This is a genomic window from Acidovorax bellezanensis (genome assembly GCF_025421555.1).
Classification (GTDB): Bacteria; Pseudomonadota; Gammaproteobacteria; order Burkholderiales; family Burkholderiaceae_C; genus Comamonas; species Comamonas bellezanensis.
In genome coordinates this window covers 14,635-29,087 of sequence record NZ_JAODYH010000006.1, presented here as the reverse complement: position 1 = coordinate 29,087, position 14,453 = coordinate 14,635, and the positions used below count along the sequence as shown (strand labels likewise).

General features: G+C 64.3%; 15 protein-coding genes and 1 riboswitch. Of the genes, 5 read left to right on the top strand and 10 right to left on the bottom strand.

Going from position 1 to position 14,453, the window contains the following annotated elements:
* Positions 1 to 57 precede the first annotated feature (57 nt).
* Positions 58 to 296, bottom strand: a riboswitch (cobalamin riboswitch).
* A 178-nt stretch (positions 297 to 474) separates the two neighbouring features.
* The 4 genes from N0K08_RS13575 to N0K08_RS13560 all read left to right on the top strand — a co-directional run bounded on the left by N0K08_RS13575 (position 475) and on the right by N0K08_RS13560 (position 3,656).
* The gene (locus tag N0K08_RS13575) at positions 475 to 690 is read left to right on the top strand and encodes a cell division protein ZapB (RefSeq protein ID WP_261500928.1); all 216 of its coding nucleotides are present in this window, start codon (positions 475 to 477) and stop codon (positions 688 to 690) included.
* Complete coding sequence (locus N0K08_RS13570) at positions 687 to 1,064, top strand: cell division protein ZapA (RefSeq protein ID WP_261500927.1); 378 nt, start codon at positions 687 to 689, stop codon at positions 1,062 to 1,064. The genes N0K08_RS13575 and N0K08_RS13570 overlap by 4 nt, the downstream gene beginning before the upstream one ends.
* 426 nt (positions 1,065 to 1,490) lie before the next feature.
* On the top strand, positions 1,491 to 2,975 hold the full coding sequence (locus tag N0K08_RS13565; protein WP_261501014.1) for a sensor domain-containing diguanylate cyclase: 1,485 nt from the start codon (positions 1,491 to 1,493) through the stop codon (positions 2,973 to 2,975).
* Between the two features lie 90 nt (positions 2,976 to 3,065).
* Positions 3,066 to 3,656, top strand: coding sequence for a GNAT family N-acetyltransferase (locus N0K08_RS13560; protein WP_261500926.1), 591 nt, complete (start codon positions 3,066 to 3,068; stop codon positions 3,654 to 3,656).
* Positions 3,657 to 3,804: 148 nt separating this feature from the next.
* Here the strand turns inward: N0K08_RS13560 and N0K08_RS13555 are convergent, their stop codons facing one another.
* From N0K08_RS13555 to hemN, 5 genes are all read right to left on the bottom strand, one after another.
* Entirely contained in the window at positions 3,805 to 4,941 is a 1,137-nt protein-coding gene (locus tag N0K08_RS13555) for an aminotransferase class V-fold PLP-dependent enzyme (RefSeq protein WP_261500925.1), read from the bottom strand.
* Positions 4,942 to 4,987: 46 nt separating this feature from the next.
* Positions 4,988 to 7,480 (bottom strand): sensor domain-containing protein, encoded by a 2,493-nt coding sequence (locus N0K08_RS13550; RefSeq protein ID WP_261500924.1) that lies wholly within the window; start codon positions 7,478 to 7,480, stop codon positions 4,988 to 4,990.
* Positions 7,480 to 8,736: an HD-GYP domain-containing protein gene (locus tag N0K08_RS13545; RefSeq protein ID WP_261500923.1), complete on the bottom strand. Its 1,257-nt coding sequence runs from the start codon at positions 8,734 to 8,736 to the stop codon at positions 7,480 to 7,482. The genes N0K08_RS13550 and N0K08_RS13545 overlap by 1 nt, the downstream gene beginning before the upstream one ends.
* Before the next feature lie 111 nt (positions 8,737 to 8,847).
* Positions 8,848 to 9,555: a sulfite exporter TauE/SafE family protein gene (locus N0K08_RS13540; RefSeq protein ID WP_261500922.1), complete on the bottom strand. Its 708-nt coding sequence runs from the start codon at positions 9,553 to 9,555 to the stop codon at positions 8,848 to 8,850.
* Positions 9,556 to 9,558: 3 nt separating this feature from the next.
* The gene (gene hemN, locus N0K08_RS13535; protein WP_261500921.1) at positions 9,559 to 10,953 is read right to left on the bottom strand and encodes an oxygen-independent coproporphyrinogen III oxidase; all 1,395 of its coding nucleotides are present in this window, start codon (positions 10,951 to 10,953) and stop codon (positions 9,559 to 9,561) included.
* A gap of 191 nt (positions 10,954 to 11,144) precedes the next feature.
* On the opposite strand from hemN, the gene fnr reads away from it, so the two are divergent.
* Positions 11,145 to 11,867 (top strand): fumarate/nitrate reduction transcriptional regulator Fnr, encoded by a 723-nt coding sequence (gene fnr, locus N0K08_RS13530; protein WP_261500920.1) that lies wholly within the window; start codon positions 11,145 to 11,147, stop codon positions 11,865 to 11,867.
* An 80-nt stretch (positions 11,868 to 11,947) separates the two neighbouring features.
* Here the strand turns inward: fnr and N0K08_RS13525 are convergent, their stop codons facing one another.
* The 5 genes from N0K08_RS13525 to ccoO form a co-directional block, all read right to left on the bottom strand.
* Positions 11,948 to 12,208, bottom strand: coding sequence for a hypothetical protein (locus tag N0K08_RS13525; RefSeq protein ID WP_261500919.1), 261 nt, complete (start codon positions 12,206 to 12,208; stop codon positions 11,948 to 11,950).
* An 85-nt stretch (positions 12,209 to 12,293) separates the two neighbouring features.
* A complete protein-coding gene (locus N0K08_RS13520) occupies positions 12,294 to 12,581 on the bottom strand; it encodes a FixH family protein (protein ID WP_261500918.1) in 288 nt (95 codons plus the stop codon).
* A gap of 142 nt (positions 12,582 to 12,723) precedes the next feature.
* Positions 12,724 to 13,635 carry a cytochrome-c oxidase, cbb3-type subunit III gene (gene ccoP / locus N0K08_RS13515; RefSeq protein ID WP_261500917.1) on the bottom strand — a complete coding sequence of 304 codons (912 nt, stop codon included), beginning with the start codon at positions 13,633 to 13,635 and terminating at the stop codon, positions 12,724 to 12,726.
* Between the two features lie 29 nt (positions 13,636 to 13,664).
* Positions 13,665 to 13,802 carry a cbb3-type cytochrome oxidase subunit 3 gene (locus N0K08_RS13510; protein ID WP_261500916.1) on the bottom strand — a complete coding sequence of 46 codons (138 nt, stop codon included), beginning with the start codon at positions 13,800 to 13,802 and terminating at the stop codon, positions 13,665 to 13,667.
* 12 nt (positions 13,803 to 13,814) lie between these two features.
* Positions 13,815 to 14,444: a cytochrome-c oxidase, cbb3-type subunit II gene (ccoO, locus tag N0K08_RS13505; RefSeq protein WP_261500915.1), complete on the bottom strand. Its 630-nt coding sequence runs from the start codon at positions 14,442 to 14,444 to the stop codon at positions 13,815 to 13,817.
* Between the last annotated feature and the right edge of the window lie 9 nt (positions 14,445 to 14,453).

Below are 14,453 nucleotides of genomic sequence, written 5' to 3'. Positions count from 1 at the left end.
CGGCGTCGACCTCCCCGTCGACCATGGGCCAAAGCAATCCACGTCGACCAGCGACAGCAGACCACCACGTTGTTGGCCGGTATCCGGGCTGGGCGGAGCACACTCTTGCAAGCCTTCCCAGCACAGCGCCAGTGGCAAGTAAAGAAGAGCCGAGCATCCAAGGATGCTCATCCGCTGACCGTTGCGGGGGCAGCGCAGGCCCGGAGCCGCCGCGTGAACGACATTTCCTCCCTGCTTCCCGTTGAACTATGCGCTTGAGAACCAAACGCATGAGCACCAACGCCGGCGATTGTAGCCGCAGACCGGCCGCACACACGCCCAGGGAAAATGCCGCCGGCAAGGCCAAGCCCCGCCTACTTTTGTAGGACGAGAGAGCATTTCCAGTCCTGGCGGGAAATTTCAGGGCTTCCAGGGCCTGGGCACTACCCTTTTTTACGCACACAAGGGGCTGCAAGTTCTACAATTGGAAGGCCTATGTCTGCCCTGTCACCCCTCGACCTTATTTCCGACCGCGTGGAGCGACTTTTGTTGCGCCACGAGGAGCTTCAGCGCACCAACGCCCTGCTGGCCGAGCAGGTCGCCGCGCTGACCCAGGAGCGCGACTCGCTGCGCTCACGCCTGAGTGCCGCGAGGGCCCGGGTGGATGCGCTGATCGAGCGCCTGCCTAGCAATGAAGGGGCTGGCATATGAAACAGCTGGATGTGCAAATCCTGCACCAGAGCTATCTGCTGACCTGCCCCGAAGGCCACGAAGAGCGCTTGCTGGAAGCCGTGGCCCGCGTCAACGACACCATGGCCCGCATCCGCGATGCCGGCAAGGTGCGCTCGCGCGAACGGGTGGCGGTGCTGGCCGCGCTGAACATGGCTTTTGACATCGTCACCGCCGAGCGCCAGACACCGGCCCCTGAGGCAGAAATGCAAACCGACGCCGACGTCGAAACCAATGCCGACGCCGACGCCGCCTGGGCCCAGGCCATGATCCAGCAGCAGGCCGATGCCCAGCGCATCGCCGCCCTGCTCGAGCGCCTGGACCAGGCCCTGGTCGCCGACGCACAGCTTTTGTAAAAAACTGCGGCAACACCGGCAACCACCGTCCGGCCGCACTACAATGGAACCGTCTGCAAATCTGCCGGGCTTTATATTTCCTTGAACCAATGCTCATAGAGCCCGGGCTTGGTACATTGCCTGATGAGCGTGATCGTCTCGCGTTAGACGAACCCAACGTCAGGCTGCCCTTGCCCCCCTGAACCCCGGTTCAGGATGCCGGTCCGGTGTTTTGCAGACACCTTATTTGAGTTGAAAAGCCCGCGCCTCGCGGGCTTTTTTACGTCTGCGCATTGCCGCGCCGAATGCCTGGGATGGATCTTCGCGCGCCACCCGCCCAGCCTCGCCCCCTATGGCCCTACTCAGCGCGGGAGGACCTCGGCATAATCGCCGCTGGAGGTGTTGATCTTGACCATTTCTCTCGCAACAGGCTTGAACTCTGACGATATGTTCGACCTGGCTCCTGCATCGCTGTGGATGGAGGATTACAGCGGACTCAAACAATTGTTCGACCAGTGGCGTGCCGAAGGTGTCACGGATCTGCTCGCGTTCCTGCGCGAGGATCCGCAACGGCTGCAGCGCTGCAGCCAGTCCTACAAGGTGCTGCGCGTCAACCAGTACACCCTGGACCTGTTCAAGGCCGCCGATCAGCAGACGCTGCAAAGCCGGCTGCACGAGGTTTTCCGTGGCGACATGCTCACCAGCATCGTGCCCGAGTTGCAGGCACTGTGGGAAGGCCGGCTGAACTTCGAGACCCGCTCGGTGAACTACGACCTCGACGGCCGCCGCATGGATGTCCATATCCGCGCCCGCGTGCTGCCGGGCTACGAGGACAGCTGGGCCCGGGTACTGGTCTCGCTCGAGGACGTCACGGCCGAAGTGCAAGGCACGCAGCAGCTGCGGCACAGCGAGCAATACGCGCGCGACCTGTTCGAATACTCCCCGGTATCGCTGTGGGTGGAAGACTTCAGCGAGGTCAAGCGGCTGCTGGATGAAGTGCGCGCACGCGGCATACGCGACTTCCGTACCTTCCTCAAAGTACACCCCGAATTCGTCACGCGCTGCATGCAGGAAATCCGCGTGATCGACGTCAACCAGCAGACGCTGGAAATGTTTGGCGCCCGCAGCAAGCCCGAGCTGCTGCAGAACCTGTCCCGGGTCTTTCGCGGGGAAATGTACGAATCCTTCGCCGAACAGCTGCAGGACCTGTGGGAAGGCAAGCTGGTGCAGCAGCGCGAAGTGATGAACTACGCGCTCACGGGCGATGTGCTGTACATCCACCTCGAGCTGTCCATCATGGGCAGCCACGCGCAGAACTGGGAGCTGGTGCTGCTGTCCCTGGTGGACATCACCGCCCGCAAGAAAGCCGAGGCGTATCTGGAGTACCTGGGCAAGCACGATGTGCTGACCCAGTTGCGCAACCGCGCCTACTACACGGAAGAACTCAACCGCCTGTCGCGCAAGGGCCCCTGGCCGCTGTCGGTGCTCGCCATCGACATGAACGGCCTCAAGGCCGTCAACGACGAGCACGGCCATGCTGCCGGCGATGCCATGCTGCGCCGCCTGGGCGAAGTGCTGGCCAAGGCCGTGGATGCGCCGGCCTGCGCGGCCCGCATCGGTGGCGACGAGTTCATGGCGCTGCTGCCCGGCACCGACGAGCGCGGCGCCCAGGCCTTGCAGGAGCGCATTCTGTCCCTGCTGGAGCTGAACAACCAGTTCTATCCCGGCCAGACCATCCATGTGTCCATGGGCCATGCCTGCGGCCAGGCAGGCGCATCCCTGGAGGCCGTGGTGCACCGCGCGGACCAGGCGATGTATGCGGACAAGGCCCGGTTCTACACCGAGCAGCAGCAGGACAGGCGGGCGGATGCGGGGGTGAGGGCTGACATCCGGGGAGCCCACAAAAATCCAGACCCAACCCGCTACGGTTGACGATGCAAGTGACGCTTGCAACCTCATTCGGCAGCCCATTCTCGAGTGTTGCGGCGATAACCACGGCGCAAACGCCCAGGTCCTCCAGGAATGGTTGCGCAAAAAAACGAGGGATTAGTGATGCGCATTCAGGAAATAGAGACCGAGCGATTGCGTCTTAGGCAATGGCAAGACTCTGACTACCCTTTGTTTGCGCGCATCAATGCAGACGTGGAGAGCATGCGCTTTTTCCCCGCGCCACTTACCGTTGAACAGAGCAATGACTTGGCGAGGTACTGTCGTGGCCTCATTGCGCAGCAAGGTTGGGGTGTCTGGGCTGTGGAGGAAAAGACGACGGCAAAGTTCATTGGCTTCACCGGATTGCACAAGCCTACGGATGAACTGCCGTTTACCCCATGCGTTGAAATTGCTTGGCGCCTTGCCAGAGCAGCATGGGGAAATGGTTTTGCAACAGAAGCGGCCAGTGCAGCACTCTCCTTTGCATTTGGTGAGTTGGCCCTGCCTGAAGTCGTTTCCTTTACAACCCTGACTAACGCAGCTTCCGAACGCGTTATGCAACGCCTGGGCATGAAGCGAGAGCCGCAAACGTTCGAACACCCGTCCTTGCCTTCGGGGCACCCCTTGCGTGAACATCTTTTGTATCGGGCCTACGCAGACGAACGGGCGTCAGATTTTGTATAACGATGCTCGCAATGCGAACGCAGCCAACGTCTGCCAAGGGTCGACTGCAGACGCTCGACCTCAACCCACCAAGGCGCCGTCCAGTCGATTGCCCGTTTCTCGACCGCTTGCCCAGCGTCGCACGGTGACAGCAACCAGTTGCCGCTGACTACCGCCTCTCGACAAGCTCGGCCAGCGCATCCAGGCAAGACTGCAGACTGTCCCACGCCGTGTCATGCCCCGCAGACAGGCGCAGCACGGCGCTCAGCCCCCTCGCCTGCATGTCCCAGGGCGTGAACGCGACGGGGCTCAGCGCGGCCTCCACGCCGCGCTCCTGCAGGCCGAGGTGCAAGGCCGCTGCGTCGTGGCTGCTGCATTCCAGCGTCACGATGCCCGAGGACGCATGCCGGCCGCTGCGATGGGCGCGAATGCCGGGCAGGCGGTCCAGGCCGTCGCGCAGCCAGTCGGCACGCTTTTGGATTTCGCTGTGTATGTGTTCCATGCCCAGGGCATTCCAGGCAGCGAGCGCGGCGCCCAGGCCCAGCCGCAAGGCCACGGAAGCTTCGGACTGCTCCAGGCGCCGGGCGTCCGCGCGGTAGGCCCAGCTATTGCCGGTTTGCCAGGGGCGCGAGAAATGGTCAGCGGTCAAGGGCCGCAGGCGTGGCAGAAAATCCGGGTGGACGTAGACAAAGCCCGTGCCACGCGGCCCGCGCAGCCATTTGCGGCCGGGCGCCGTCAAGGCCGCGCATTGCAATTGCCGCACGTCCACGGGCCACTGGCCCACCGCCTGGGCCGCATCCACCAGCAAGGGTACGCCCGCCTGGGCACACAGCGCGCCCACAGCTTCGGCCGGTTGAACCAGCGGGCTGTTCGCGGGCATCCAGGTGAGCACCACCAGGCTGGCAGGCGTGCGCAGCAGCGTTTCCAGCGCCTCCAGATCCACGGCACCGTCGGCGTCGCTGGGGATTTCCTCGACCTGCACGCCGTACTGGGCCGACAACTGCATCAGGATGCCCAGGTTGCCGCCCCACTCGCTGCGCGGGGCCAGAATGCGCCCGCCGCCGCTCCAGTCCATGGCGCTCACCACCAGGCTCCAGCCGTCGCTATTGCCCTGGGTCAGGGCGATGTCCCCGGGCTGGGCATGGATCGTTGCCGCAATGCCTTGGTACAGCTGCTCGATCTCGGTTTGCACCTGCCTTGCCGCGCCGTAGGCCCCGAGGGCCTGCTCGCGCTGGGCGTAGCCGTGCATGGCGTGGAGGGCTGCGTCCGGCAAAAGCCCGCAGGCGGCATGGTTCAGGTAATGCATTTCGGATGAAAAAAAATCGCCAGACACGCCGTTGGCGGCAACCGGCCTACTGCGGCCCGCGCCCCTCGGTCTGGCTGGCAATCCAGTTGTTCGTGGCATCCGGGCCCGCGCCCCAGTCGTCGTCGTGGGCCACGCCCTGGCTGCGCATGCGTTCGCTGAACGCTTCCGCCGGCAGACCGGGAGCGCACAGAAAGCCCTGGAAGAAATGGCAGTGCATGTCGCGCAGGCAGTCGCGCTGCGCGCAGGTTTCCACGCCTTCGGCGACGACTTCCATGCCCAGGGCCTGGCCCAGGCTGATGATGGCGGTGACGATGGCGCGGTCGCCCGCGTCGTGCGGCAAGCCGCGCACAAAGGACTGGTCGATCTTGATCTTGGCGATCGGCAGCTTCTTCAGGTAGCCCAGGCTGGAGTAGCCCGTGCCGAAATCGTCGATCACCAGGCCCACGCCCAGGTCGGCAATGGCGCGCACCCGGGCGGCCATTTCCTGCGCGTCCTGCAGCAGGATGCTCTCCGTGAGCTCCAGCTCCAGCAGATGGGCAGGCAGGCCATGCTTGACCAGCAGGCTCTTGAGGCGCTCGACAAAATCGGTCTGGCGAAATTCCAGCGCCGACACATTGACCGAGACCTGCAGCGGCAGGCCTTGCGTGCTCCAGTGCACGGCTTCACGGATCGACTCCTCGAGCACCCAGGCGCCGAGCGTGACGATGTAGCCCGACTCTTCGGCCATGGGAATGAAGACCGCCGGCGACACCACGCCGAACTCCGGGTCCGTCCAGCGCAACAGCGCTTCGGCCCCCATGATCTTGTTGCTGCCGATGTGCACCTGGGGCTGGAAATAGACCGCCATGCGGCCATGCTCCAGGGCCTGGCGCATGGCGTGTTCCAGCTTCATGCGCGACAGCAGGCCGGAGTTCATCTGCGGCTGGTAAAAGCTGTAATGCCCGCGCCCGCGTTCCTTGACGCGGTACATGGCCGTGTCGGCCTGCTTGATGAGTTCGTCCAGTGTGTCGCCATGGCTGGGGTACTGGGCCACGCCAATGCTGCACTGCACGGAGAAGCCCAGACCGTCGAGCAGGAAGGGGTGCAGCATTTCACGCAGGATGCGCTGGGCGACACTCGCCGCCAGCGCCTCGTCGCAGCCGTGCAGATACAGCACGAACTCGTCTCCGCCCAGGCGGCTGAGCAAGTCCACCGACCGCAGGCAGGCCTGCAGGCGCTCGGCGACCAGCTTGAGCACGCGGTCGCCAAACTGGTGGCCCAGCGAGTCGTTGATGATCTTGAAGTGATCCAGGTCGATGTACAGAATGGCGAACACGCCACCCGAGCTCTTCGCCTGCTCGATGGCCTGGGCGACATGGGTGGACAGGCTCAGCCGATTGGGCAGGCCGGTGAGCGCGTCGCTATAGGCCAGCTCTTCGATGCGCTGCTGGGCCTGCTGCTGCTGCGTCATGTCCCGCATGAAGCCTATGGTCTGGAACACGGAGCCCTGCGCATCGCGCAGCGCAACCCAGGACAAGCGCACGGCGCAGCGCTGCTGCCCGCCCTGCTCCAGCCAGAGATTGCCTTGCCAGAAACCGCCGCGGCGCCATTCATGGGCCGCCGACGCATACCAGTTGGCCGGCGTGCTGCCGCCAAAAAGGCCTTGCACCTCACGGCCCTTGCAGTCCTGCGCCGCCATCAGGCGCAGGCAGGCCGGATTGGCGCGCACCAGCCGGTGCTCGGCATCGGCAATGAAGATTGCATCCAGGCTGAACTCGAACACCCGCGCCGCCAGCTCCAGGCCGGCCTGCACTTCCACCTCGCGGGTGATGTCGCGGAACGAATGGATACGCCCTATGGGCGCACCACGCTTGAGCTGGGGCACGGAGCGCCGCTCTATGATCTGGCCGCCGTGCAAGGTCAGTACATCGGTGGCTTCGAGCAAAGGCTGGCGCTGCAGCTCCTCGAGCCGCTGCACATAGGCCGCGTGATCGCCCACCTTGTCGGCCATGTGCGTGAGCACCGCCGCATCGTTGCGCTGGACCAGCATGTCGGGCGGCAGCCCCCAGATCGCGGCGAGGCGGTGGTTGAACGCGCGGATGCTGCCATCCTGGCTGCACACCAGCATGCCGTCGGCGGCCGAGTCGAGCGTGGCCCGCAGATCGGACAGCAGGGCTTCGAGCTCCTGCTCGTTGTGCGCCTGCTCGCTGCGATCGAGCATGGTCATCTGTATCCATCCCGCCTCGCTGCCATCGGGGGAAGCGATGCGCTGCACGCGCTGCTCCACCGGTCGCAAGGAGCCATCGCGGCACAGCACCTGGGTCAGGGTTTGCGAGCCGGCGCGCCACTGGCCCTCGTCGTCCCAGAGGCACAAGTCCTTTGGCGTGGCGGCCAGGGCCTGCACCGGCATGCCCTGCATGGCCTGGCGTTCATAGGCCGTGAGCTTCTCGGCCGCGCGGTTGGCGAAATGAATGCACAGCGTCTCTTCGTCGATCAGCCAGACGGCCTCGAGCAACTCGTCCAGCGCCTGGTGCCACAGGGTTTCGAGCGATGGGGTCATCACGCAGCGCTCCCCGGGGCGCCAGGCTCCACGGCTCGTTCAAAGAAGTAGCAGATACGCTGCCGGGGCGACAGATAGCTCAGCGCCTCGCGCGGCAACTGGTCCGGTCGCAGACTGCGCCGAATACCGATGTCCGGGCTCATTTCCAGATCCAGCGGCCGCGCCTGCGCCAGTGGCACCTGCAGGTCGCAGACCAGCACCTGGGGCTTGAGCGGGCGGGACGAATTGACCGACACCACCATGGCGAAGCGCCCGTCCGCGAGCTGCACCACCGAACCCGGCGGATACACGCCCATCATCCGGATGAAGGCCCGCAAGATGGCCGGATCGAAGCGATCGCGGAACTGGGCGTACAGCATGGCCAGGGCTTCGTGCGGCGTCTGCCCTTCCTGCGCGAATTCCGGGTTGCACAGGCGGTCATAGCTGTTGACCAGACACAACACCTTGCCCGCCGTGCTCAGGTCTTCCTCGATCAAATGCAGGGGAAAGCCACTGCCGTCGGCGAACTCATGGTGCTGGGCCATGGCCGTGAGCACATCGCTGGACACGCCCATGCCCATGGCCAGGGCCACCGAATCGCCGACATGGCGCTCGTATTCTTCACGCGGCACGCGCCCGCCGGGCTTGCCATCCTTGCCGATGTCGTGCAACAAGGCCGCCATGCCCAGCTCGTACAGGCCGCCAGCATTCAGGCCCAGGACCTTGCCCAGCAGCAGGCTCAGCACCGTCACGTTCACCGGGTGTTCGGCCTGGCGGTTGCCCGAGCTTTCCGACAGCAGCCGAATCACCAGATCGCCCGCGGGCAGTACTTCCTCGATATAGCTGTCGACCAGACCATGGCTTTGCTCCAGGGCCTGCTGGGGCTGGGCGGCCGCACAGGCCTGCAAATGCGTGTACTCGCGTGCAGCGGCGCGAAAGCGCTCATTGCAGCGCGCCCACATCTGCGGGGACAGGGCTGCGGCCGCCTGCGGCTCCAGCGCTGCGATCTGCGGCGGCACGGGAGAGGCTGCGCCGACGACCTCGCCATCCGCTTCACCCGCAACCTCGTCCGAGGTCTCCGCGCCGAGTTCGGGATCGCTTCTGTCGGGGAAGTAGCGCACGGCTTCCAGACCCAGGGCCTTGACGGTGTTGAGCTGAACGTCTGAAACGATACGAAAGCTGTTGACGGGAAAAGGATGGCGCATCCAGCCGACTTCCAGCTGGATGTACATACCTACGCGCAACGAACGGGGATCAATCAGGACAGATGTGTTCACACTTGAAAGCAAGACAGTGCAAAAGTTGCACCACTGTCCGGTTGTTTCGACAATTATCGCCAGTTCTTGAACGGTTGAAACGTTTGCGTTATTTTTAGCACAAGTGGCGTATCAGCGACACCATAGCGAAGGCTTGTAGACCAGGTCCATCCACAGCGCCCAGCCGGCAACGCCAAACAGCATCAGTCCTGCGGCCCGGCTGCCCCAGTCGGCGCGCACGGTGTTCAGGTGCCGGCGCAGCCAGCCCCAAAGCCAGGGCGCGGCCAGCAGCCACAGCCCGCTGCCGACGGCAAAGGCCGCCATGGACAAGGCGCCGGCCGCGGCCCCGCCGCTGAGCCCCGCCACCAGCAAGGCCGAGTACAGCAGTCCGCAAGGCATCAAGGCCCAGACAAAGCCGGTGGCAAAGGTTCCGCCAGGCGCCGCCACCACCGGCTGCACGCGCCGCCACAGCGCGCGCCCGGCCGACTCTATCCAGGCCGGCTGGCGCGCCTGAACCATCATCAGGATGCCCCAGACCATGATGCCCAGGTGCATGAAGGTCCAGACCGGCTGCATCGCCGTGGTCTGGGCGTTCAGCCAGGCCAGGCCTTCCACGGCCAGCGCCGCCAGCGCCCCGAGGCTGGCATAGCCGGCGAGCCGGCCGCCATGGAACAGTGCAGTGCGTTGCCACAGCCGACTGCGCAGACCATGCACAGTGACCACGCTGGTGGCGCCCGGGCGCGACGTCACCACGGCGCAGGGTGCGGCGCACATTGCAAGACAATGGGGCCCGCCTACGAGGCCCATCACGGCAGAAGTCCAAACTAGCGAAAACAGCATCCGCTAGATGATCCTTGAAAACCGCGCTCGGTTCCTGTCGGCCTGCAAATAGCGGTCAAAAGTCATGGCTACTGCGCGCACGAAGTACCAGCCCATGGGCGTGACCCGCACGCTTTCCTCGCTGATCTCCACCAGGCCCTGCGCCTGCAGGCCGGCGAGCATTTCCAGCTCGGCGGCGAAATAGCGCCGGCCGTCGATCAACCAGGCCTGGTCCAACGCCTCGAACAGCAGCTCGCCCTGGCACATCAGCGCCATGATCACGGCGCGCCGTATCAGGTCGTCGCGGCCCAGGGCCAGCCCCCGCACCACGGGTAGCCGCCCCTGGTCGAGCAGGTCGTAATACTCATCCAGGGTCTTGGCGTTCTGGCTGTAGGTCGCGCCCACACGGCCTATGGCCGACACGCCCAGCGCGATCAGGTCGCAGTCGGGCTGGGTGCTGTAGCCCTGGAAATTGCGGTGCAGCCGCCCCTGGCGCTTGGCCACGGCCAGCGAATCCGTGGGCAGCGCGAAATGGTCCATGCCCACATAGACATAGCCCGCGGCCTGGAACATGGCGAGCGAGCGCGCCAGCATGCCGACCTTGGCGCCGGCGTCGGGCAAGGCCGCGGTGTCGATGCGCCGCTGCGGCTTGAAGCGCTCGGGCAGATGGGCATAGGCGTACAAGGCAATGCGGTCGGGCCGCAATTCGCACACCTGCGCCAGCGTGCGCTCGAACGATTCGGGCGTCTGGCATGGCAGGCCGTAAATCAGGTCCACGTTGACGGAGTCAAAGTCCAGCTCGCGCGCGGCCTGCACCAGCGCGAACACCTGCTCGGCGGGCTGCTCGCGGTGCACGGCCTTCTGCACCTGGGGATCGAAATCCTGCACGCCAAAGCTCAGGCGGTTGAAACCCAGCTGCGCCAGAAAGGCCAGGCGCTCGGGCGTCACCGTGCGCGGATCGACTTCGATCGAATACTCGCCGCCGGGCTGCAGCGTGAAATGGCTGCGCAGCAGGTCCATGAGTTCGGCCAGGCCCTCGTCGCTCAGGAAAGTGGGCGTGCCGCCGCCCAGGTGCAGCTGGCTCACCGTCTGACCCGGACCGCAATGCCGGGTGTGCAGCGCGACTTCGCGCGCCAGGTATTGCAGATAGGTCTGGGCGCGTTCGGCGTGACGGGTGACGATCTTGTTGCAGGCGCAGTAGTAGCACAGCGATTCGCAGAACGGGATGTGCACATACAGCGACAGCGGCCGCGCCAGGCCCACCGCGCCATTGCGGCGCTGTTTGAGCGCCAGTGTGTAATCATCCGGACCAAAGGCTTCCACAAACCGGTCTGCCGTCGGGTAGGAGGTATAGCGGGGGCCAGGCACGTCAAAACGCTGCAGCAACGCAGGGGTGAGCTCGGGGGGGGCTGCGGTCATGGTGTTTCCTTGGCTTTTCCCGACTGTGCCGCATCCCAATGCCTGCGTCCTTGATGTCGATCAAGACTTGCTCACCCACATGCTGCGACAATTTGATATATGTCAGCCATGACCTCGGGCCTGTGCGCTGTCGGCAGCCCATGCGACCGCCCCTTCCGTGTTATCCACCGCCAGCTTCGAGGTCCAGTCCCATGAATTTACAAACCATCAAAGCCTCCTGCTCCAACTGCAACCTGCGCGAACTGTGCCTGCCCATAGGCCTGAGCGACGAGCAAATGCAGCGCATCGACGACATCGTCGCCGTGCGCCGCAAGATCAAGCGGGGCGGCATGCTGTTTCACAACGGCGAGGCGTTTTCCTCGCTGTATGCGATTCGCACCGGCTTCTTCAAGACCAGCGTGGCCACCGAGGACGGACGTGACCAAGTGACGGGCTTTCAGATGGCGGGCGAAATCATCGGCCTGGACGGCATCGTCAACGACCACCACACCTGCGACGCGGTGGCGCTCGAGGATGCCGAAGTCTGTGTCATGCCTTTTGATCGCCTGGAAGATCTGTCGCGCGAAATCACGGTGCTGCAAAACCATGTGCACAAGGTCATGAGCCGTGAAATCGTGCGTGAGCATGGCGTGATGCTGCTGCTGGGCAGCATGCGGGCCGAGGAGCGTCTGGCGGCGTTTGTGCTCAATCTGGTGCAGCGCCTGCACACGCGGGGGTTTTCCCAGTCGGAGCTGGTACTGCGCATGACGCGCGAGGAAATCGGCAGCTACCTGGGCCTCAAGCTGGAGACCGTGAGCCGCACTTTCTCCAAGTTCGTCGACGACGGCATCGTCGAAGTCAAGCAGCGCCACATCCGCATTCTCGACACCGACGCGCTCAAGCGCATCGTGAACCATCAACGCGAGTGTGACTAAGCCCCTCCCCCGCTGATAAACCCCTTGCGCCCCGCTTTGACAAGCTCAGGGAGAACGGGCCAAGGGATACAGTCAGTTGTTCAGTCGAGCGCGGGAGCGCGGTGCCCGCCATTGACTTCCGCCGGCCCCATGCCCAGCAGGCAGGTCAAGCCGCTGGCAGCGCTGGTGACCAGCCAGAAGGCAAAGAAAGACAGGGTATAGAACGCCTGCCGGCCCCAGTTCAGGGTCTCGCCCCGCCACTGGATTTCGCTCGGATCGACCAGCCCGAACACCAGCATTTCCATCGCACAGGCGGCCAGAAAGGCCGGCCAGAGAATCCACATCAAGCGTTTTGCCAACATCAGGAACTCCTTGTGCCGCAGCAACGCTTTCATTCTGCAAGCAATCGAAGTCCCTGGCGCTGCGGAAAACCCGCGCATGGCCCGCTCAACGGTCGGTGGGCGCGTGCTCCGCGGGCGTTGCCGCATGGTTGCGGCCGGTGACGGCCGGTGCCAGGCTCAGATCGGGCTTGCCGGTCAGCGTCTGGTTGATTTCAATACCGTGGCGGTAGTAATCCGGGTCGATCACCGGGTCGGGGTTGGCCGCGGCGATCCAGAACGTGGCCAGACCAGCCACGACCACCACGGCCGGGCCGCCGACCACCATCCAGACAAAACCGAATTTCCACCAGGGACGGGGATCGTGTGCGGGTGCGTTGGAGGGAGTTTTCGACATGGGGTACTTTCAGATTTGCGTTTCAGGGGCTGCGCCTGAAACTGGCGCGCCCCAGCCAGGGGGCGCCGAGCAAGGGCCGCCCCGCAGCGAGGGCGCCGTCCCCCTCCACCGAAGGATGAGAGGGGGAAGCCGCGTCAGCGGCTCAGGGGGTGCCCTGCTTATGCGACAGGCTCCACACATAGGAGGCCAGCACACCGATCTGCTCGGGTGTCAGCTTGTCCTTTTGCGCCGGCATGTGGTTTTGCTTGCCGTTGTTGACGATGTCAATGATCGCCGCTTCACCCCAGCCGTGCAACCAGACGTCATCGGTCAGGTTGGGCGCGCCCAGGGCCTGGTTGCCCTTGCCGTCCATGCCGTGGCAGGCAGCGCAGGCCGTGAACTTGGACTTGCCCAGCGAAGCGCGCAGCGAATCCGAGGGACTGCCCGACAGGCTCAGCACGTAGTGGGCCAGGTTGCGCACGTCATCGGGCGTTCCCACGGCAGCCGCCATAGGCGGCATGACGCCGACACGGCCTTCGGTGATGGTTTCCTGGATCTTCTCGGGCGTGCCGCCATGCAGCCAGTCGCCGTCCGTCAGATTCGGAAAGCTCTTGCCGCCGCGTGCGTCCGAGCCGTGGCATTGCGCGCAGTTGTTCATGAACAAACGCTCGCCAATGGCCATGGCCTGGGGGTCTTGCGCACGCTCTTCCGGCGTCATCGCCGCAAAACGCGCATACAGGGGCGCGATCTGCGCCTTGGCCTTGGCCTGCTCGGCCTCATAGGCACCGACCTGCGTCCAGCCCAGCTTGCCCGTGAACGAGCCCAGACCAGGATAGGCCGCCAGATAGGCGACGCCGAAGATCACGGTGATGATGAACAGCCACATCCACCAGCGCGGCATGGGGTTGTTCAACTCCCGCAGGTCGCCGTCCCAGACGTGGCCCGTGGTGTTGTCTGGTGCGGAGACGACTTTCTTGCGGGCCACCACGAACAGCAGCACGGCACAGAAAATGATGCCCCCCAGAGTGATCAGGGTCACATACACCGACCAGAAATTGTTTACGAAGTCGCTCATGAAATATTCTCGTTATGGTGAGAAGACGTTCAGTCTTGCTCAAACGGCAGCCGCGCTGCCTCGTCGAAGCGGGCCTGGTTGCGGCTGGAGTAAGCCCACCACCAGATGCCCACAAAACACGCCAGCGATGCCAGCGTGGCCACGATGCGCAGAGTAGTGACGTCCATGGAGCAGTCCTCTCACTTGAGCGCGGTGCCAAGCACCTGCAGATAGGCAATCACGGCTTCCATTTCCGTCTTGCCCTTGACCTCATCCGTCGACGCCTTGATCTCTTCGTCGGAGTAAGGCACGCCGACCTTGCGCAGCGCCGTCATGTGCGAAGCGATGGAGGCGTGGTCGGCCGGGGTCTTTTCCAGCCACGAGTAGGCGGGCATGTTGGACTCGGGCACGACGTCGCGGGGGTTGTTCAAGTGGATGCGATGCCATTCATCGCTGTACTTGCCACCCACGCGGTGCAGGTCGGGACCCGTGCGCTTGGAACCCCATTGGAAGGGATGGTCGTAGACGAACTCGCCAGCCACCGAGTAGTGGCCGTAGCGCAGCGTCTCGGCGTGGAAGGGGCGGATCATCTGCGAGTGGCAGTTGTAGCAGCCTTCGCGCTGGTAGATGTCGCGACCCACCAGTTGCACCGATGTGTAGGGCTTGACGCCCACCACGGCTTCGGTGGTCGACTTCTGGAAGAACAGCGGCACGATTTCCGCCAGGCCGCCGATGGCAACCACCAGCAGCGTCAGGGCGATCAGCCAGAAATTGCTGGTTTCCACCTTCTCATGGGAGAAGCCGCTTGCTTTTTTGTTTTGATCAGACATGTGAGGCTC